Genomic DNA, 18,396 nt, shown 5'->3' with positions numbered 1-18,396 from the left:
GTCGGCGCTCCGCTGCTCGCGGCGGCCGGGCTGGTGACCCGCGCGGCGGTGCACGGGCGGGCGTGGACCGAGACCGTCTGGGAGTCCATCGCGACCGGCGCTCTCTGCGCCGGCGCCGCGGTCGGCGGCTGGTGGCTCGCCGACCGCCGCCGGATGCGGGCGGAGCGCGCGGAGCTCGCGGTGAGCGAGGAGCAGCTGCGGATGGCGCAGGAGCTCCACGACGGTGTCGGTCACGGGCTGGCCGTGATCGCGATGCAGGCCGGCGTCGCGCTGCACGTGCTGGAGCGGGACCCTGCGGGCGCCCGGGCCGCGCTGGAGGCGATCCGCGACACCAGCCGGGAGTCGCTCGACGCGTTGCGTGCCGAGCTGGCGCGGATGTCGGGTGGTCCGGCGCCGCGCCGGGCCGCGCCCGGCCTGTCCGACCTCGACGCGCTGCTCGATCGTGTGCGCGCCGGCGGGCTGCTCGTCGAGCGGCGCGGGGATCCCGGGGACGCCGACGACCGGGCCGGGCATGCGGCGTACGTCGTGGTCCAGGAGGCGCTCACCAACGTGCTGCGGCATGCACGCGCCTCGCGGGCGGTCGTCGCGCTCGAACGGTCGGGGGAGCTGCTCGTCGTGACGATCACCGACGACGGCATCGGCGCGGCGGCGGTGCGCGGGCAAGATGGCGGCATGGGCATCGCAGGCATGCGCGGTCGGGTCGAGGCGCTCGGCGGCACGCTCCTGGCCGGGCCCGATCTGGACGCGCCGGGCTTCCGGGTGCGCGCGAGCATCCCGCTGGCCGCGCCGTGAGCCGGCCGATCCGCGTCGCGCTCGTCGACGACCAGCCACTGGTCCTCATGGGCCTGTCCACGCTGGTCCGCTCCGAGCCGGACCTCGAGCTGGTCGGCGACGCCCCGGACGGCCGGGCCGGTCTGGCGCTGCTGCGGCGGACCCGGCCCGACGTCGTCCTCTGCGACATCCGGATGCCGGTCCTCGACGGGCTCGGGCTGCTCGCCGAGGTCGCGGCCGACCCCGACCTCGCCGAGGTGAAGGTCGTCGTGCTGACCACCTTCGAGCTCGACGAGTACGTCTTCGAGGCCCTGCGTCACGGTGCGAGCGGGTTCCTGCTCAAGGACACCGACCCGGCCCGGCTGCTGGAGGCGATCCGGATCGTCGCCGACGGCGGCTCGCTGCTCGCGCCGTCGGTCACCCGCCGGGTGATCGAGCAGTTCGGCCAGGTCGGCTCCCGCCGGCGACCGCATCCGCGGCTGGGCGACCTCACCGACCGCGAGCGCGAGATCCTCACCTGGGTCGCCACCGGCCGGTCGAACGCCGAGATCGCCGCGCGGCTCGTCGTCAGTCCCGACACCGTCCGCACCCACGTGAGCAGGGCGATGGTCAAGCTGCAGGCCCGCGACCGTGCCCAGCTCGTGGTGTTCGCGATCGAGTCCGGGCTCGGGCTCCCGGACCAGCCGCTCTCCTAGTGCGGCACTAGTCCGAGGGCCTCTTAGACTCCCAGCGCAGAAGGCATCATCGCCGTGCGGCACGCTCGCCCGACTGCTCTCATCGGAAGGACCGCGGCCAAACTGAGGGCCTAGCCTCCGAGCGCCTGTCGTGCGGCAGCGACCGACGCGAACCTTGTCGGCACGGCGTCCTCTCCTCGTGACAACAGCGAGAGGGAGCCGTCATCCTTTGAGATCTCGTAGATGCCAGCACCACCAGGAACCGTCCACTCGCCGGTCGGAACGCCCGGTTCCCATTCGAACTGGCTCAGGAAGAGTAGGTAGCGATGCCCTTCCTCCAGCGCAGGTGGCACCTCGGAGTCCCCTACCGGTGAGGTGATCAGTCGGACGGTCGCCGGGCTCGGGAGCGACCCACGAAGAGCATTGACCATGGTGATCGAGACGGTAGATGCAGGGATAGGGGACTTGCCGTCCCCGTCGGCAGGAACAGCGTTCGCGGTGCCCGGGACTACATCGACGACCGCAATGGTCGCCACGTCACCCGCAAGATCGCGAATTGACGTGTAGATGTGAGTCCGACTGACGGTGACGGTCAAGCCGTCGGCCGCAGGTGGCGCGGACGCCTCCTGGGCCGGTGTTGCACCGCATCCTGTCAGTACCGCGGCGCCGGCGCTGATGGCTAGCCCAGAGATCAGACGCTTCACTGCGTCCTCTTAGTAGATATGGTTGATGCCATCATTGTCGTCGGCTTGGGGATTCTGGTGGCCGCAGATGAACCACCGATCCGAGGACTTGTACATGATCGGCTGGCCGCTGCACATCGCGGAGCCAGCATGACCGAGTCCCATCGCATGTCCGAGCTCGTGAACCATGACCTGCTTCCTGGCCGTAGTCCCATAGTCGGAGGTGTAGTAGCCGTTGTAGTACGACTCAGACGGATCGACTTGCGTTCCGGTTCCACACCGCAGGTAGGTGATCCCGTCGTACCCGCTTGAACCGTAGCCGCCGAGGTCGATGAAGATATCGGGGTTCGACGACGGCGAGAATGCGAGTGCCACTGGTGCGGCGATCCAGGCGTCCACAGCGTTGTTGCTGGCTGTCGCGTACGCACCAATCTGGTAGTAATTCAGAGTGTCGTGCTTCTTGCAATTGGCGTCGTTGTAAGCGTTCGCGGGGGCGTCTATCGCCACGATTGCGACGACGACGAGAACGAATCCGACGATTAGCCTGGCAGCACGGGCGGTCATCAACATGAACTCTCCCAGCGTCCATAGGGCTCGGGAGTCAGGCGCCGCTTACGCGATCGGTCCCGAGTCCGCCGCGCCGAGTCGAGTTTGGGATCGCGAGGTGCGCCAGGGCCACCATGACTCGACCACCAAGGCGCGTGTCAACGTCTACCCGACGAGTGCGGCGCGGCGGTCGATGAACACCCAGCCCAGTCGTGTGATCAGGATGGGCCGAAGCCTTGCCAACAGTCGTCGAGCGGTGGCAGATGTCGCCGCGGCGATCTCGTTGATCCGCACCGTGACCAGTGTGAGAGCGCATCTGCGAGATGCGCGTCGTTGGTCGACGCACTGAACCGTCGCAGTCGCCGTTTCCCAGCACAGAAGGGCACTCTCGCGTTACTGCACGCGCAACGAGTCAACGTCGATCGGTGGATCGAAGCTTATAGCCGCGCTACGACCGCGTAGCGCTCGTCGTCGATGGTCCGACCCCAGTAGGCCCTGTCCTGCAGTGGCCGGTGCTCGGCCCGGAGACCGGCACCCGCGACGAGCGCCAGCGTCTCTGCGGCGGTCAGGCCACTGCCGGTGGACCAGTACCCCTCGATGAGCACCAGTCGGCCCTCCGGCCGGAGCAGGCGCACCCATCGGGCGAGCACGTCGGCCGGCGCCGGCAGCGCCCCACGGGACGTGGCGGCACAGCGCCACGTCGTACGCCGCGGCCGCCAGCGGCGGGTCCGCCGCGTCACCGACGGTGAAGCTCGTGCCTGGAGACGTCCCGGCTTCGCGCGTGCCCGCCGGATCATCTCGGGGGAGAAGTTGACGCCGTCGACGGCGTGGCCGTCCTCGGCCAGCAGGAGGGCCAGGGTCCCCGTGCCGCAGCCGAGGTCGGCCACCCGGGACGGCACCGGCGGCAGCAGCGAGCGGAGCAGGGTGCGCCAGGCGTCGCGGACGACAGGGTCGCGGAGGCCGTGGTCGGGCTCGGCGTCGAAGTCCTCGGCCTCGGCGTCCCAGAGTGCGCGGTCCCGAGAGGTCATCTCGTCACCCTATGTTGGTCCCGTGCTGCTGCCACCCAAGGTCGCCCACGGCGTCGCAGAGGGCTCGGTGACCCTCGCGTTCCGGCGCTGGCGTGCGCCGGACGTCAGGCCCGGCGCGACCTTCCGCACGGTGGCGGGCGTCGTCCACGTCGACGACGTGGCCGTCGTCGACCCGACGGCGATCACCGACGACGACGCCCACGCCGCGGGGTGGGTGGACGCCGCCCGTCTCCGCCGACAGCTCGACAAGGGTGAGGTCGGCCTCGCGACGTACCGCATCACGCTGTCGTGGGCCGGCCCCGACCCTCGGGTGGCGCTGCGCGAGCAGGCCGACCTCAGCGACGCCGAGGTGGCCGAGATCGACGCGCGGCTTGAGCGGCTGGACCGGGCGAGCAGCCACGGCCCCTGGACGATGGCGACGCTCGACATCATCGGCCGCCGCCCACGCACGAGGGCGCCCGACCTGGCCGCCGAGATGGGCCGAGAGCGTGACCCGTTCAAGATCGACGTGCGCAAGCTGAAGAACCTCGGCCTGACCCGCAGCTTCGACGTCGGCTACGAGATCTCCCCGCGAGGCAGGAGTTATCTCGAACGCACCACACGAAGACTGGTCTAGACCTACGCTTGTCGATCGTGCGTCTCGGAACCCCCTCGCTGCTCACCGCGGTCCTCGTGCTCGTCCTCGGCCTCGCCGCCCCGGCGGCCGCCGGCATCGAGGACTACGCGTCCTACGACGCGCCCCGGACCTGCCACCCCCAGCCCCGGGCGGGCACGGAGTACCTCGGCCACTGGGTCTCGCGGCAGTACGGCGGCGGGTACGTCGGCTTCGGCCGGCCCTGCCGCAAGAAGCCGGGGCCGACCTCGGAGCACCAGACGGGACGCGCGTTCGACTGGAGTCTGGACGCCACGAAGAAGCGCGACCGGCGCACGGCGCGGGCGTTCCTGCAGCGCCTCTTCGCGGCCGACGGCCGCGGCAACGAGGACGCGCTCGCGCGCCGGATGGGGATCATGTACCTGATCTGGGACGACCGGATGTTCCCCGCATGGACCGGCTTCGAGCCCGAGCCCTACCTCTCCTCGAGCTGCAGGACCCGCCGCAAGTGCTCGACCACCCTGCGGCACCGCGACCACGTGCACGTCTCCTTGAGCCGCGAGGGCGCCAAGGGTCTGACGAGCTGGTACGCGCGGCGGCTGGGCGCTAGCAGTCCTACCTCCGGCCACCCCGCTCCCACTGGTGGACCTCCACCGCCGGGAAGCGGGTGAGGGCGTCCCGGGCGGCCGACTCGGTGGCCGCGAGGACGGCGGCGCCCAGCAGCAGGCGGCCGTCGTCGGAGAGCAGCGGTCCGAAGCCGACCAGGCCGGGCCGGGGCACCGGGAGCCCGTCGTACGGCGCCGGGTCGGCGAGCCCGATGCCGAGGAAGCCCACGGTCGCCGTGCCGCCCGGGCGCTGCCACTGGGTGCGCCGCACGAGCACGTCGCGGTAGGCGCCTGCCTGCCAGCAGGGCTCGTCGAACGCGAACTCCCGCGCCGCCGCGGCGTCGGGCAGCTCGACCACGTGCACGCTGCCGGTGAGGACGTCCCCCTCGAACGTCGGGCCGCGCGCGACCAGGGACGCGGCGAAGCGGTCCATGTAGGACCAGTGCTCCTCGACCATCGCGCCGCGCAGCGCGGTCGAGCCGACCCGGTCGCGGTGGTAGCAGAAGAACTCCACGGACTCAGTCGTGGCGCCAGGTCGGGTTCCAGCCGGAGACCTCCGTCGCCGGCCGTGCGGACGGCCCGGTGTAGACCGCGGACGGCCGGATCAGCCGGCCCCGGCGCTTCTGCTCCAGGATGTGCGCCGACCAGCCGCCGGTGCGTGCACAGGTGAACATCGAGGTGAACATGTGGGCCGGCACCTCCGCGAAGTCCAGGACGATCGCGGCCCAGAACTCCACGTTGGTCTCCAGGACCCGGTCCGGGCGCCGCTCACGCAGCTCGGCCAGCGCCGCCCGCTCGAGCTCCTCGGCGACCTCGTAGCGCGGGGCGGCGAGCTCCTTCGCCGTACGCCGGAGCACGCGGGCGCGCGGGTCCTCGGCGCGGTAGACCCGGTGGCCGAAGCCCATCAGCCGCTCACCCTCGTCGAGGAGCTCCTTGACGTAGGTCCGCGCGTCGCCGCGCCGCTCGACCTCCTCGATCATCCCGAGCACGCGCGACGGTGCGCCGCCGTGCAGAGGGCCGCTCATCGCGCCGATGGCCCCCGAGAACGCCGCCGCGACGTCCGCGCCGGTCGAGGTGATCACCCGGGCGGTGAACGTCGAGGCGTTCATGCCGTGCTCGGCCGCGGAGGACCAGTAGGCGTCGATCGCGTGCGCGTGCCGGGGGTCCGCCTCACCCTTCCAGCGGATCAGGAACTTCTCGGCGAGCGTCGTGCCCTTGTCGACCTCGGTCTGCGGCACCACCGGCTGGTGCAGCCCGCGGGCCGACTGCGCGGCGTACGACAAGACCATGACCGCGACCCGGGACAGGTCCGCGCGGGCCTGCTCGTCGCTGATGTCGTAGGTGGCGCGGAACCCGAACGCCGGCGCGAGCATCGCGATCGCGGCCTGCACGTCGACGCGGACATCGCCGGTGTGCACGGGGATGTTGTAGGCCTCGGCCGGCGGCAGCCCGGGGTCGTAGCTGCCGTCGATCAGCAGGCCCCACACGTTCTCGAACGGCACCCGACCGACGAGCTCCTCGATGTCGACGCCGCGGTAGCGCAGGGCCGAGCCCTCCTTGTCGGGCTCCGCGATCTCGGTGTCGAAGGCGATGATGCCTTCCAGCCCGTGGTGCACCTCGGTCATGGGACTCCTTCGGTCGATCGAGCGGCGGCAGCGCCGGACGCATTGTGCCCCCGGGGCGGGACTAGGGTCGAGGTCATGTCACACCTCGATCTCGCTGCGCTCCGTGAGGAGTATGCCCGGGCCGGCCTGGACGAGGCCGACCTCGCCCCCGACCCGGTGACGATGTTCGACCGGTGGATGGGGGAGGCCCACGAGGCGATCCGCCACGACGCCAACGCCATGGTGGTCAGCACCGTCGGTCCCGACGGCGCCCCGTCCTCCCGCCTGATCCTGCTCAAGGGCGTGAGCGAGGAGGGGTTCGTGTTCTTCACCAACACCGGCTCCGCCAAGGGCCGTGACCTCGCGGCCGACCCCCGGTGCTCGCTGCTGTTCCCGTGGCACCCGCTGGAGCGGCAGGTGCGGGTGGACGGCGTCGCCGAGCCGTTGCCCCGGGCCGACGTGGAGGCCTACTTCGCCTCGCGGCCGCGCGCCTCGCAGCTCGGCGCCTGGGCCTCCCACCAGTCGGCCGTCGTGTCCGGGCGTGCCGAGCTCGAGGCGGCGTTCGCGGAGGCGGAGTCCCGCTTCGCCGACGCAGACATCCCGGTCCCGGAGGAGTGGGGCGGCTACGTCGTACGACCCGAGGTCGTGGAGTTCTGGCAGGGCCGGCCCGGCCGCCTGCACGACCGGCTGCGTTACCGGCGTACCGACGGCGGGTGGGTCACCGAGCGGCTCGCGCCCTGATCGGGGCGGTCGCGCCTCACTGTTTTCTCCCACGCACCTGACCGGACTGTCGTTCGCCGTGGGTCTGCGGAGCAGATACGTCAGGTGCGCGGCAAAACCCTTGTGAGTGAGTGCTCACTCATTTACTCTCGGCTGTCGTGGACACCAGGAGGGAACGGGCGCGGCCACTGTCGCCCGAGGAGCGGCGCCAGGCGATCATCGCCGCGACCCGGCCGTTGCTCTACGAGCACGGCCGGGCGACCACGACCAGGCTGATCGCGGAGGCGGCGGGCATCGCCGAGGGGACGATCTTCCGGGCGTTCGCGTCCAAGGAGGAGCTCTTCGACGCGGTGCTGGAGGCGGAGTTCGATCCCACGTCGTTCCTCCAGGACGTGGCGCGCATCGACCCCGACCTCGACCTGCGCGACCGGATGGTCGCGTTCACGACGCTGCTGCAGCGCCGGTTCCAGGGGATCTTCGCCCTGATGGCGGCGATGGGGATGCGCAAGCCTCCCGACAACCTCCGTGATCCCGAGGTCCGGCAGCGGCTCGCCGAGGGCGGCCTGGCCCTGCTGCTGGCGCCCGACGCCGCACGCTTCACCGTCCCGGTCGAGCGGGTCGTCGACTTCGTCCGGCTGCTCACGTTCTCCGGCAGCCACCCCCACCTGTCCGACCAGCGTCCGCTCTCCCCCGAGGAGATCGTCGACGTGGTCCTCCACGGCGTCTTGAAAGGCAGTGACGTGAACGGCGGCGAACCCCGATGATGCTCCGACTCCTGCGCGAGCGGCTCGCGCCGTACCGCACCTGGCTGGCCCTCGTCGTCGGCTTCCAGTTCGTGGCCGTCGTCGCGATGCTCTACCTGCCGAGCCTCAACGCGGACATCATCGACGAGGGCGTCGCGACCGGCGACACCGGCTACATCGTCCGCGTCGGCGCGATCATGCTCGCGGTGTCGCTGGTCCAGATCGTCTGCTCGGTGAGCGCCGTGTGGTTCGGGGCACGTACGGCGATGGGCTTCGGGCGCGACGTCCGCGCCGCGTTGTTCCACCGCGTCGGCACGTTCTCGACCCGCGAGGTGCAGCACTTCGGCGCGCCGTCGTTGATCACCCGCAGCACCAACGACGTGCAGCAGGTGCAGATGCTGGTGCTGATGGCCTGCACGATCGCGGTCTCCTCGCCGATCATGATGGTCGGTGGCGTGATCATGGCGCTGCGGGAGGACGTGGGGCTCGGCTGGGTGCTCGCCGTGGTGGTGCCCGCGCTCTTCCTCACCGTGGGCTTCGTGGTGAGCAAGATGGTGCCCAGCTTCCGGGCGATGCAGGTGCGCATCGACGAGGTCAACCGGGTGCTCCGCGAGCAGATCACCGGCATCCGCGTGGTGCGCGCGTTCGTGCGCGAACCCTACGAGGCGCAGCGCTTCGGCGCGGCGAACGACGAGCTCACCGCCGTCGCCGTCCGCGCCGGGCGCTGGATGGCCACGATGTTCCCGCTCGTGATCCTGGTCGTGAACGTCTCGAGCGTCGGCGTGATCTGGTTCGGCGGCCACCGGGTCGACAACGGCCAGATGGAGGTCGGTGCGCTGACCGCGTTCCTCACCTACCTGATGCAGATCCTCATGTCGGTGATGATGGCGACGTTCATGCTGATGATGATCCCGCGGGCCTCGGTCTGCGCCGATCGCATCGTCGAGGTCCTCGAGACCCACACGTCCGTTCCGGTGCCGGTCGACCCGGTCGCCCCGGACCCGGCCCGCCGAGGCGAGCTCGACCTCGACCACGTGACGTTCGCCTACCCCGGGGCGGAGTCGCCGGTGCTCAACGGCGTCTCGCTCCAGGCCCGTCCGGGCCAGACGCTGGCGATCATCGGGTCGACTGGAGCGGGGAAGTCCACGCTCGTGAACCTCGTCCCGCGGCTCTTCGACGCCACCGAGGGCGTGGTCCGGGTCGGTGGCACCGACGTACGTCACCTGGACCCCGAGCAGCTCTGGGCCACGATCGGGCTGGTCCCGCAACGGGCCTACCTGTTCAGTGGCACGGTCCGCAGCAACCTCCTGCACGGTAAGCCGGACGCCACCGACGAGGAGCTCTGGGAGGCGCTCGAGATCGCCCAGGGGCGTGACTTCGTCGAGGCGCTGGCCGAGGGGCTGGACGCACCGGTCGCCCAGGGCGGCACGAACTTCTCCGGCGGCCAGCGGCAGCGGCTGGCGATCGCGCGGGCCGTCGTACGCCGCCCGAGCGTGTACCTGTTCGACGACGCGTTCTCCGCGCTCGACCTCGCCACCGACGCGCGGCTGCGCACGGCGCTCCGGCCGATCACGAGGGACGCGACGGTGCTCGTCGTGGCCCAACGCGTGTCGACCATCGTCGACGCCGACCAGATCGTCGTGCTCGAGGAGGGACGGGTCGTCGGCCGCGGGACCCACCACGAGCTGCTCGCGGAGAACGAGACCTACCAGGAGATCGTCACCTCCCAGATGACGGCGGAGGAGGCGGCATGAGCGAGACCGACGGCGTCACGGACGCCGGCGCCCGGCCGGCCGGAGGCAAGGCCAAGGGCTTCCAGGCCACCGAACGGATCGAGGCGCCCCAAGGCGGCCACCCCGGCCGGGGGCCGATGGCGGGCATGGTCGGCCAGAAGGCGATGACGTTCGGGCCCTCCGCGCGGCGCCTGGTCGCGCGGATGCGACCGGAGCGGGCCAAGGCGATCGTCGTGGTGGTCCTCGGCGTCGCGAGCGTCGCGCTGATGTCGGTGGGACCACGCATCCTCGGTCACGCGACGGACCTCGTCTTCGACGGCTTCATCGGCCGGCAGTTCCCAGCGGGGACGCCCGACTCCGCGCTGCCCGAGGCCGTGCAGGGCCGAGACGTCGTCCCCGGCCGGGGCGTCGACTTCTCGGCGGTCGGCGACGTGCTGCTCACGGTGCTGGCGATCTATGCCGCGGCCTCCCTGCTCGCCTGGCTGCAGGGGTTCGTCCTCAACACCGTCGTGCAGAACACCGTGCGCCGGATGCGGCAGGACGTCGAGGACAAGATCAACCGCCTCCCGCTGGGCTACTTCGACCAGTCGCCCCGCGGCGAGTTGCTGAGCCGGGTCACCAACGACATCGACAACGTGAGCCAGACCCTGCAGCAGACGATGAGCCAGCTGCTGACGTCGGTGATGACCGTGCTCGCGGTGCTCGGGATGATGTTCTGGATCTCGCCGCTGTTGGCGCTGATCGCCCTCGTGTCCGTGCCGCTCTCGGTGATCGTCACCGGGCAGATCATGAAGCGCTCGCAGGGTCAGTTCGTCGCCCAGTGGCGGCGTACCGGAGCCCTCAACGCCCAGATCGAGGAGGCGTACTCCGGCCACGCGCTGGTCAAGGTCTTCGGGCGCCGGGCCGAGATCGAGCAGACCTTCGCCGAGGAGAACGAGGAGCTCGCCAAGGTCAGCTTCGGGGCGCAGTTCGTCAGCGGCCTGATCATGCCCACGATGATGTTCATCGGGAACCTCAACTACGTGGTGATCGCCGTCGTCGGCGGGCTGCGGGTCGCCAACGGCTCGCTCTCCCTCGGCGAGGTGCAGGCGTTCATCCAGTACACGCGCCAGTTCACCCAGCCGCTCACGACCGTCGCGTCCATGACGAACCTGCTGCAGTCGGGCGTCGCGTCCGCCGAGCGGGTCTTCGAGCTGCTCGACGCGGACGAGGAGCCGGCCGACCCGGTCGCGCGGCCCGCCGCCGCGCCGCGTCGTGGTGAGGTGGCCTTCGAGCGCGTCTCGTTCCGGTACGACGAGGACCGGCCGCTGATCACCGACCTCTCGCTGGTCGCCCGGCCGGGACAGACCGTCGCGATCGTGGGGCCGACGGGTGCGGGCAAGACGACGCTGGTCAACCTGGTGATGCGGTTCTACGACCTCGATGCCGGGCGGATCACGCTGGACGGTGTCGACATCGCCGGGATGCCCCGGTCGGCGCTGCGTGGCCAGATCGGGATGGTCCTCCAGGACACATGGCTCTTCGAGGGCACGATCCGCGACAACATCGCCTACGGCCGGCCCGACGCCACCGAGGAGCAGATCATGGCCGCGGCCCGCGCGACGTTCGTCGACCGGTTCGTGCACGCGCTGCCGGACGGCTACGACACGGTGATCGACGAGGAGGGCTCGAACCTCTCGGCGGGCGAGCGCCAGCTCGTCACGATCGCGCGGGCGTTCCTCACCGATCCGGCGCTGCTGATCCTCGACGAGGCGACCTCGTCGGTGGACACCCGCACCGAGCTGCTGCTCCAGCACGCGATGGCGGCGCTGCGCACCGACCGCACCAGCTTCGTCATCGCCCACCGGCTGAGCACGATCCGCGACGCCGACCTGATCCTGGTGATGGAGGACGGCGCGATCGTCGAGCACGGCACCCACGACGACCTGCTGGTCGCGGAGGGGGCCTACGCGCGGCTCTACAACGCCCAGTTCGCCGCCGCCGTGGGGTGATCGGTGGCCGGCGGGGTGGTGGATCGGCCACCGCTGGCCGGGGTGGCACCCGGCCGGTCCTTAATCCCTTGAACGCCACCGGGCCGCGACCTACGGTGTGCGAACACGGGAAAGGAGGTGGTCCGAAGAATGAGTTCTTTCAGGACGCGTGAGGTGGCTGCCCGCTAGCAGCCGAGCAGCAAGACCCGGGGTGGAAGTGCCCTGGGACGGCTGCTGGTGAATCCCAAGCAGTCACCCGACCCGCAGGTGATCCGGTCATCACGTCCACCGGAGCGGCCGCCGGGCGGGGCTCCGTCAGGAGCTCTCGTCGGAGGCCACGCCTGCGGGTCGCTGCCTGTCCGGGCCAGGTGACGGTCGGCTCGGCCTGCAGGCTCAGGCGGCGTCCTCGGCCGAGGCGTCGGTGCTCTCCGCGGCCCGGGCGGCCTCCGCCGCGGCTGGCGGCTCCGGCACCTGGGCCGCCTGGTTGGCCGCCACGGCGCTCGAGGAGAGCGACGCGACCATCGAGGCGATCGCCCAGACGCCGACGGCGCACAGCAGCAGCCGGACCAGCGCGGTGTCCACCGAGAGGGTGCCGGCGACCTGGGCCGCGTAGATCGCGGGCGAGCCGACGACCAGGGTGCCGGTCACGACCGGCCAGGAGATGGGGCTCATCGAAGGTCCTCCCTGTGGTGCCAGCTGGGGTATCAGGCGGTGGTCATGCGTTCACGGCGAGGGGTGCGTCGACGCCGACGGTGCCCTCGGAGCGGATCTGCTCGGCGCCGAGCAGCTCGTGGTAGGACAAGACGGCCAGCCGCGGCACGATCGGGTGCACCAGCCGGTGCACCGCCGCACGCAGCTGCGGTGCGCAGACGAGCACCGGACGCAGGTTCCGGTTCTCGACCGCGGAGACCATCTGGGTGAGGTTCGTCAGCAGCGCCTGGCTCGACTCGGGGTCCAAGGCGATGGCGTGGCCGAACTCCGAGGGCCGCAGCGACTCCAGGACGCGCTGCTCGAGCTGGGGCTCGAAGGTGAGCACGTGCAGGGTCTTGTCGACGATGTACGGCGCCGCGATCGCCGGGCCGAGCGCCCGTCGCGCGGCCTCGACCAGGGGGTCGAGCTCCTTGGTGCGCGTGCCCTGGAGCGACAGCGCCTCGTAGATCCGCACGAGGTCGCGGATCGAGACGCCCTCGTCGAGCAGCTGCTGGAGGACCCGCTGGATCTCACCGAGGCTGAGCACGGTCGGGGTGAGCTCCTCGACCACGACCGGGTGCGAACGCTTCACGACCTCGGTCAGCATCCGCACGTCCTCGCGGCCGAGCAGCTGGGCCGCGTTCTGGGTGACGACCTCGGCGAGGTGCGTCGTGATGACCGAGGCCCGGTCCACGACCGTGGCGCCGGAGAGCTCGGCCTGGCTGCGCAGCCCGATCGGGATCCACCGCGCCTCCAGCCCGAAGACGGGCTCGCGGGTGGCCTCGCCGGGCAGCGAGCCGAGGAAGTCGCCGATGGCGAGCACCGTGCCCGGAGGCGCCTCGCCGCGCGCGACCTCGATGCCGTAGAGCATGATCGCGTAGGTCCGCGACGGCAGCTGCGGGTTGTCGCGGGTGCGCACCGGCGGCGCGACGATGCCCAGGTCGGTCGCGATCTTGCGGCGCAGCGACTTGACCCGCTCGAGCAGGTCGCCGCCACTGCTGGGGTCGACGAGGTCGATGAGGTCCGCGGACAGCTCGAGGCCCAGCGGGTCGACCTGGATCTCGGCGGCGAGCAGCTCCGGGGTGTCGACGGTCGCGAACGACGTGGCGGCAGCGGTCGTGTCGACCTCTTCGGGCTCGTCCTCCTTGATCCGGGACGAGGCGATGAGCATCAGGCCGCCGGCGAGCATGAACGGGATCTTCGGCAGTCCCGGGATCAGGCAGAGGGTGAGGGCGGCGAACCCGGCGATGCGCAGGGGCGTCCGGCTCGCGGTCACCTGGCGCATGATGTCGGTGCCCATGTCGTTCTCGCCCGTCGCGCGGGTCACGATCAGACCGGTGGCGACGGAGAGCAGCAGGGCTGGGATCTGGGACACCAGGCCGTCGCCGACGGACAGCAGGCTGTAGGTGGTGACCGCCTCGCCGAAGGGCATGCCGAGCTGCCCCACGCCGACCGCGAAGCCGCCGAGCAGGTTGACGAGCGTGATGATGATCGCCGCGATCGCGTCACCCTTGACGAACTTGGACGCACCGTCCATCGCGCCGTAGAAGTCGGCCTCGGCGTGCACCTCCGCCCGGCGTCGACGGGCCTCGTCCTCGTCGATGAGGCCGGAGTTCAAGTCGGCGTCGATGGCCATCTGCTTGCCCGGCATCGCGTCCAGGGTGAACCGTGCGCCGACCTCGGCGACCCGGCCGGCGCCGTTGGTGATGACGACGAACTGGATGACGAGCAGGATCGCGAAGACGATCAGGCCGACGATGAGCGACCCGCCGACCACGAAGTGGCCGAACGTGTCGATCACCTTGCCCGCGAAGCCGTCGAGCAGCACCAGGCGGGTGGCGCTCACGTTGAGGGCGAGCCGGAACAGCGTCATCACCAGGATCACGGCGGGGAACGCCGCGAAGTCGAGGGGCCGGCGCACGAACATCGCGGTCATCAGCACGAGCAGCGCGACGGTGATGTTGAGCGCGATGAGCAGGTCGAGCAGCATCGAGGGAAGCGGCACCACGAGCATGACGACGATGAACACGATGCCGATGGGCACCGCGAGCTGGCTCAGCCGCTTCAGGGGCACGAGCTCCTCCAGGACATGACGAGGCGATGTAGTGGGTGCCGTCCGTGGCACCACGCTGTCCGACTCCGTCCTGGGGTCGAGTGATCTATCGGCCGGCGGGAGCCTGGTCTGAGGGGTTCGCGCTGTCGGATCCGGGCGGCCGGCGGCGGCCGGCGGCGAGCACGGCGGGCAGGTCGTCGACGCTGGTCCGGGGGGTGCGGTGCTCGCCGCCGCGCTGGCCGCGGTTGCGGCGGCTGATCACGAACGCGAGCACCTGGGCGACGGCGGCGTACAGCTCCGGCGGGATCTCCTGCCCGACGGTGGTGGAGCTGTAGAGCGCACGGGCGAGTGGTACGTCGCGCACGAGCGGCACCCGCGCCTCCGTCGCCTTCTCGCGGATCGCGGTGGCGATCACGCCGGCGCCGCGGGCGACCACGCGGGGGGCGCCGCGCTCGGGGTCGTAGCGCAGGGCCACCGCGACATGGGTCGGGTTGACGAGCACCACGTCCGCGTCCGGGACGTCGGCCATCATCCGGTTGCGTGCCGCGGCCAGCTGGCGGGACCGGATCGCGCCCTTGAGCAGCGGATCGCCCTCGGACTGCTTGTGCTCCTGCTTGACCTCGTCCTTCGACATCCGGGTCTTCTTGCCCATCATGTGCCGCTGCACGAGGTAGTCGGCGGCCGCGAGCAGTACGCCGGCGACCGCGATGTTGCGGATCATCCCGATCGCGTGCGCGCCGAACTGGTCGAACACCACCGCGACCGGCACCAGCCCGCCGATCAGCGGCATCATCGACTTCACCGAGCTCCACACGAGGAGCGCCACGACGCCGCTGCGGAGCAGCATCTTGGTGCCCTCCCACAGGGCCCGGGGCCCGAACATCCGCTTGAAGCCGGGCAGCGGGTTGAGCTTCGAGAGCTTCGGCTGGATCGACTTGGTCGCCAGGTAGAAGCCGCCCTGGCCGATCGCGCCGGCGACCGCGATCACGGCGATGCCCCCGCCGAGGAGCGCCAGCGTCACCAGCACGTGCCACAGGCCGCGGCCCAGCAGCTCGAGGGCCAGGTCGGGGTTGGCGTCCCCGGCGGCGGCCAGCGAGGTCACCGTGAGCTCCCGCAGCCGGTCGATCTCGCCGCCGACGAGCTTGGGCAGGAACAGCGCGAGCAGCAGGACGGCCGACCACGCGCCGAGCTCGGGCGTGCGCGGGACCTGGCCCTCCTTGCGGTTCTCCTTGCGGCGCTTGGTGGTGGGCTTCTCGGACTTCTCGCCGGTCATCGGCCGATCACCCCGCTCCGGACATCGTCGACATCGCCTGGGTCGCCAGGTCGACGAGCCGGTCGACGGCGTCGGGCAGCACCGGGAACGACAGCCCGACGAGCAGCAGCGTCATCCCGACCTTGACCGGGAACATCACGCTGAAGGCGTTGAGCTGCGGTGCGACCTTCGTGAGCAGCGCCAGCCCCAGGTCGGCCAGGAACAGGACCGCGATCATCGGCAGCGCGATCTGCACGGCCGTCGTGAAGAACAGTCCGAACGCCGTGAGCAGCACGTCCGGGGCGGCCTCCCAGTCCGGGGTGGTGCCGAGCGGCAGGAAGTGGAAGGTGCGCAGCAGGCCGCCGATCACCAACAGGTGTCCGCCACTGACGAACAGCAGGACCATCGCCAGCATCTGGTGGAACTTGCCGAACACGGTGTTGCTGTTCATAGCGAGCGGGTCGAACCCCTGCGCGAGGGAGAAGCCGCCGAAGAGGTCGATCAGGCTGCCGGCTGCCGCGATGGCACCGAAGAGCAGCTGCGTCACGAACCCCATGGCGACGCCGATCAGCACCTGGGTCCCGGTGTTCAGCAGCAGGCCGACCGTGCTCAGCGGGATCGAGCTGCCGTCGGGGACCGCCGCGAACGCCAGCCCCAGACCGAGGGTGACCTTGGCCATGGTGGGGATCCCGCGACCCGAGAACGGGGGCACGACGGCCAGCCACGCCAGGATGCGGACCGAGGCGAGCAGGTACGCCACGAGCGGCTCACCCGCCACGGTCAGGGTCATGGTCGGCTCAACCGAGGAGCGCGGGGACCCCCGCGAACAGGTCGTTGGTGAAGGACACGAGCGTGTGCATCATCCAGTTGCCGCACAGCAGCAGCGCGATCCCGACGGCGACCAGCTTGGGCACGAACGCGAGCGTGGCCTCCTGGATCTGCGTCAGCGACTGGAACAGCGAGATCGCGAAGCCGACGACCAGCGAGGTCACCAGGATGGGGGCGGAGAGCTTGAGGGTCACGACCATGGTGTGGAGCGCGATCTCGATGATGGCGGTGTCGGACATGGGCGTACCTAACCTGTGTAGCTCGCGACGAGCGACTTGATGACCAGCGCCCAGCCGTCGACGAGGACGAAGAGCAGCAGCTTGAACGGCAGCGAGACCATGACCGGCGGCATCATCATCATGCCCAGCGCCATCAGCGACCCGCTGACCACGAGGTCGATGACGAGGAACGGGATGAAGATGATGAACCCGATGATGAAGGCCTGCTTGAGCTCGGTGAGCACGAACGCGGGGATCAGCGTCGCGGTCGACACGTCGGCCCGGTCCTCGGGGAGGTCTCGGTCCGCGACGTTCGTGAGCAGCATCAGCTCGTCGTCGTCGGTGTTGTCGAGCATGAAGCCGCGCAGCGGCTCGATGCCGTCCTGGATCGCGACCGACGCGGTCTTGTCGCCGTTGAGGTAGGGCTGCAGCGCCGCGTCGTTGATGTCGCCGAGCACCGGCCCCATCACGAACAGGCTGAGGAACAGGGCGAGGCCGGCGAGCACCTGGTTCGGCGGCGTCTGCTGGAGTCCCAGCGCGTTGCGGGTCAGGCCCAGCACCACGAAGATCTTGGTGAACGCGGTGCAGCTGAGCAGGATCGCCGGCAGCAGCGAGATCAGGGTCAGGCCGATCAGCACCGTGACCGACGTGCTCGGGCTGTTGGTGAGGCCGTCGAGGTCGATGGTGACCCCGCCGGCGCCGCCACCCCGCGGTCCGTCGGGGCCGTTGGGCCCGTTGGGGGCGGCGTACGCCGTCGCCGGGAGCGCCACCAGGACGGCGGCGGTGAGGACGACGAGCAGGAGGCCGCGCCGCAGCCGCCCGATCACGAGCTCCGCCGCGTCGCCGCGGCCAGGGCCTGCTTCCAGGTGGCGGCGCTGAGCACCGACCCGGCCAGGGGGTTCGTCGCCCGCGCGGCCGCGGGGACCGCGGTCTTCGGGGCGTCGACGGTCTCGGTGTCGTCGTCGACGTTCTCGGTGAGCGAGAGGACCGCGGCCTCGTGCTCGGCGATCTCCTCGGGGTCGAGCTCGGTGAGCACCCGGACCTGGTGCTCGGTCGCACCGAGGACCAGCACCCGGCTGCCGACCGCCACCACGGAGACGGTGGAGCCACGCGAGAGCTGATGGCGGTGCAGCACGCGCACCAGGGCGTCGTGCTTGCCCCGGAAGCGGCGGCCGCCCAGCTTGGCCAGGAGCAGGAGGAGCCCGATGACCAGGGAGAGGGAGACCACCAGGCGGACGGTCAGCTCGAGCATCTCAGCCTGCCGCGTTGTCGGTGACGATCTCGGTGATCCGCAGGCCGAAGTCCTCGTCGATCACGACGACCTCGCCGCGGGCGATCAGGCGGCCGTTGACCAGCAGGTCCGCGGGGCTGCCGGCGGCCCGGTCGAGCTCCAGGACCGCGCCGGGGGCGAGGTCGAGCAGCTCGCGGACCGTCATCCGGGCGCGGCCGTTCTCGACGGTGACCTCCTTGTCGACCCCGTGCAGCATCTCGATGCCGCGCCGCTCGGCGCCGAGCGCCGGGGCGGAGGGGAGGGCGGGCGTCTCGTCCGGCTGCGCGGCGGGCACCAGCAGGGCCTCCGAGAGCAGCAGCGTGGCGAAGGGGGTCGCGCCGTCGAGCGGCACGGTCACGCAGCCCCCGCCGAGCTCGGCCGCGAGGTGCTCGAGCTCCACCTGGCGGGCGGCGCCC

Annotated in this window: 22 protein-coding genes; 8 read left to right on the top strand and 14 right to left on the bottom strand. The window is 71.0% G+C overall.

What is annotated here, in order from left to right; all coding sequences use genetic code 11:
* Positions 1-792, top strand: a 792-nt coding sequence (locus tag VGD85_RS18680; RefSeq protein ID WP_331064933.1) for a sensor histidine kinase, incomplete at its 5' end; no start/stop codon positions are given.
* Entirely contained in the window at positions 789-1,466 is a 678-nt protein-coding gene (locus VGD85_RS18675) for a response regulator transcription factor (protein WP_331064932.1), read from the top strand. The genes VGD85_RS18680 and VGD85_RS18675, both read left to right, overlap by 4 nt.
* A gap of 110 nt (positions 1,467-1,576) precedes the next feature.
* On the opposite strand, the gene VGD85_RS18670 is transcribed toward VGD85_RS18675, so the two are convergent.
* The 4 genes from VGD85_RS18670 to VGD85_RS18655 all read right to left on the bottom strand — a co-directional run bounded on the left by VGD85_RS18670 (position 1,577) and on the right by VGD85_RS18655 (position 3,702).
* The gene (locus VGD85_RS18670) at positions 1,577-2,149 is read right to left on the bottom strand and encodes a hypothetical protein (RefSeq protein ID WP_331064931.1); all 573 of its coding nucleotides are present in this window, start codon (positions 2,147-2,149) and stop codon (positions 1,577-1,579) included.
* A 9-nt stretch (positions 2,150-2,158) separates the two neighbouring features.
* Positions 2,159-2,692, bottom strand: a complete 534-nt coding sequence (locus VGD85_RS18665; RefSeq protein WP_331064930.1) for a matrixin family metalloprotease — start codon at positions 2,690-2,692, stop codon at positions 2,159-2,161.
* Positions 2,693-2,839: 147 nt separating this feature from the next.
* Positions 2,840-2,968, bottom strand: a complete 129-nt coding sequence (locus VGD85_RS18660) for a hypothetical protein (RefSeq protein WP_331064929.1) — start codon at positions 2,966-2,968, stop codon at positions 2,840-2,842.
* 143 nt (positions 2,969-3,111) lie between these two features.
* Positions 3,112-3,702 carry a class I SAM-dependent methyltransferase gene (locus VGD85_RS18655; RefSeq protein WP_331064928.1) on the bottom strand — a complete coding sequence of 197 codons (591 nt, stop codon included), beginning with the start codon at positions 3,700-3,702 and terminating at the stop codon, positions 3,112-3,114.
* A gap of 22 nt (positions 3,703-3,724) precedes the next feature.
* On the opposite strand from VGD85_RS18655, the gene VGD85_RS18650 reads away from it, so the two are divergent.
* Both VGD85_RS18650 and VGD85_RS18645 read left to right on the top strand, forming a co-directional pair.
* A complete protein-coding gene (locus VGD85_RS18650; RefSeq protein WP_331064927.1) occupies positions 3,725-4,318 on the top strand; it encodes a hypothetical protein in 594 nt (197 codons plus the stop codon).
* Positions 4,319-4,335: 17 nt separating this feature from the next.
* Positions 4,336-4,965 carry a hypothetical protein gene (locus VGD85_RS18645; RefSeq protein ID WP_331064926.1) on the top strand — a complete coding sequence of 210 codons (630 nt, stop codon included), beginning with the start codon at positions 4,336-4,338 and terminating at the stop codon, positions 4,963-4,965.
* On the opposite strand, the gene VGD85_RS18640 is transcribed toward VGD85_RS18645, so the two are convergent.
* Positions 4,910-5,413 carry a YciI family protein gene (locus tag VGD85_RS18640; protein WP_331064925.1) on the bottom strand — a complete coding sequence of 168 codons (504 nt, stop codon included), beginning with the start codon at positions 5,411-5,413 and terminating at the stop codon, positions 4,910-4,912. The two genes, VGD85_RS18645 and VGD85_RS18640, sit on opposite strands and share 56 nt — an antisense overlap.
* 4 nt (positions 5,414-5,417) lie before the next feature.
* A complete protein-coding gene (locus VGD85_RS18635) occupies positions 5,418-6,524 on the bottom strand; it encodes a citrate synthase 2 (protein WP_331064924.1) in 1,107 nt (368 codons plus the stop codon).
* Between the two features lie 75 nt (positions 6,525-6,599).
* Between VGD85_RS18635 and pdxH the strand changes: the two genes are divergently transcribed.
* The 4 genes from pdxH to VGD85_RS18615 all read left to right on the top strand — a co-directional run bounded on the left by pdxH (position 6,600) and on the right by VGD85_RS18615 (position 11,690).
* Positions 6,600-7,244: a pyridoxamine 5'-phosphate oxidase gene (gene pdxH, locus VGD85_RS18630; RefSeq protein ID WP_331064923.1), complete on the top strand. Its 645-nt coding sequence runs from the start codon at positions 6,600-6,602 to the stop codon at positions 7,242-7,244.
* Between the two features lie 137 nt (positions 7,245-7,381).
* A complete protein-coding gene (locus VGD85_RS18625; protein ID WP_331064922.1) occupies positions 7,382-7,987 on the top strand; it encodes a helix-turn-helix domain-containing protein in 606 nt (201 codons plus the stop codon).
* Positions 7,984-9,720, top strand: coding sequence for an ABC transporter ATP-binding protein (locus VGD85_RS18620; RefSeq protein ID WP_331064921.1), 1,737 nt, complete (start codon positions 7,984-7,986; stop codon positions 9,718-9,720). The genes VGD85_RS18625 and VGD85_RS18620 overlap by 4 nt, the downstream gene beginning before the upstream one ends.
* A complete protein-coding gene (locus VGD85_RS18615) occupies positions 9,717-11,690 on the top strand; it encodes an ABC transporter ATP-binding protein (RefSeq protein ID WP_331064920.1) in 1,974 nt (657 codons plus the stop codon). Before VGD85_RS18620 ends, VGD85_RS18615 begins: the two co-directional genes overlap by 4 nt.
* A gap of 372 nt (positions 11,691-12,062) precedes the next feature.
* On the opposite strand, the gene VGD85_RS18610 is transcribed toward VGD85_RS18615, so the two are convergent.
* The 8 genes from VGD85_RS18610 to fliN form a co-directional block, all read right to left on the bottom strand.
* Positions 12,063-12,341 carry a hypothetical protein gene (locus VGD85_RS18610; RefSeq protein WP_331064919.1) on the bottom strand — a complete coding sequence of 93 codons (279 nt, stop codon included), beginning with the start codon at positions 12,339-12,341 and terminating at the stop codon, positions 12,063-12,065.
* A gap of 43 nt (positions 12,342-12,384) precedes the next feature.
* Entirely contained in the window at positions 12,385-14,433 is a 2,049-nt protein-coding gene (gene flhA / locus VGD85_RS18605) for a flagellar biosynthesis protein FlhA (RefSeq protein WP_331064918.1), read from the bottom strand.
* Positions 14,434-14,518: 85 nt separating this feature from the next.
* Complete coding sequence (locus VGD85_RS18600; protein WP_331064917.1) at positions 14,519-15,685, bottom strand: EscU/YscU/HrcU family type III secretion system export apparatus switch protein; 1,167 nt, start codon at positions 15,683-15,685, stop codon at positions 14,519-14,521.
* Positions 15,686-15,692: 7 nt separating this feature from the next.
* Entirely contained in the window at positions 15,693-16,454 is a 762-nt protein-coding gene (locus tag VGD85_RS18595; protein WP_331064916.1) for a flagellar biosynthetic protein FliR, read from the bottom strand.
* Positions 16,455-16,461: 7 nt separating this feature from the next.
* A complete protein-coding gene (gene fliQ / locus VGD85_RS18590; protein WP_331064915.1) occupies positions 16,462-16,731 on the bottom strand; it encodes a flagellar biosynthesis protein FliQ in 270 nt (89 codons plus the stop codon).
* 8 nt (positions 16,732-16,739) lie between these two features.
* Complete coding sequence (gene fliP, locus VGD85_RS18585) at positions 16,740-17,537, bottom strand: flagellar type III secretion system pore protein FliP (protein ID WP_331064914.1); 798 nt, start codon at positions 17,535-17,537, stop codon at positions 16,740-16,742.
* Complete coding sequence (locus VGD85_RS18580) at positions 17,534-17,962, bottom strand: flagellar biosynthetic protein FliO (RefSeq protein ID WP_331064913.1); 429 nt, start codon at positions 17,960-17,962, stop codon at positions 17,534-17,536. Before VGD85_RS18580 ends, fliP begins: the two co-directional genes overlap by 4 nt.
* A gap of 1 nt (position 17,963) precedes the next feature.
* Positions 17,964-18,396, bottom strand: a 433-nt coding sequence (gene fliN / locus VGD85_RS18575) for a flagellar motor switch protein FliN (RefSeq protein WP_331064912.1), incomplete at its 5' end; no start/stop codon positions are given.

The organism is Nocardioides sp. (genome assembly GCF_036401255.1).
Classification (GTDB): Bacteria; Actinomycetota; Actinomycetes; order Propionibacteriales; family Nocardioidaceae; genus Nocardioides.
This window is presented reverse-complemented; position numbering and strand designations above follow the sequence as displayed.

Excerpts from the sequence above, each read along its gene's own strand:
- VGD85_RS18580 (WP_331064913.1), bottom strand. The coding sequence starts at position 17,962 with ATGCTCGAGCTGACCGTCCGCCTGGTGGTCTCCCTCTCCCTGGTCATC.
- VGD85_RS18620 (WP_331064921.1), top strand. The coding sequence starts at position 7,984 with ATGATGCTCCGACTCCTGCGCGAGCGGCTCGCGCCGTACCGCACCTGG.
- VGD85_RS18600 (WP_331064917.1), bottom strand. The coding sequence starts at position 15,685 with ATGACCGGCGAGAAGTCCGAGAAGCCCACCACCAAGCGCCGCAAGGAG.
- VGD85_RS18665 (WP_331064930.1), bottom strand. The coding sequence starts at position 2,692 with ATGACCGCCCGTGCTGCCAGGCTAATCGTCGGATTCGTTCTCGTCGTC.
- pdxH (WP_331064923.1), top strand. The coding sequence starts at position 6,600 with ATGTCACACCTCGATCTCGCTGCGCTCCGTGAGGAGTATGCCCGGGCC.
- VGD85_RS18615 (WP_331064920.1), top strand. The coding sequence starts at position 9,717 with ATGAGCGAGACCGACGGCGTCACGGACGCCGGCGCCCGGCCGGCCGGA.
- fliQ (WP_331064915.1), bottom strand. The coding sequence starts at position 16,731 with ATGTCCGACACCGCCATCATCGAGATCGCGCTCCACACCATGGTCGTG.
- VGD85_RS18635 (WP_331064924.1), bottom strand. The coding sequence starts at position 6,524 with ATGACCGAGGTGCACCACGGGCTGGAAGGCATCATCGCCTTCGACACC.
- VGD85_RS18655 (WP_331064928.1), bottom strand. The coding sequence starts at position 3,702 with ATGACCTCTCGGGACCGCGCACTCTGGGACGCCGAGGCCGAGGACTTC.
- VGD85_RS18595 (WP_331064916.1), bottom strand. The coding sequence starts at position 16,454 with ATGACCCTGACCGTGGCGGGTGAGCCGCTCGTGGCGTACCTGCTCGCC.
- VGD85_RS18610 (WP_331064919.1), bottom strand. The coding sequence starts at position 12,341 with ATGAGCCCCATCTCCTGGCCGGTCGTGACCGGCACCCTGGTCGTCGGC.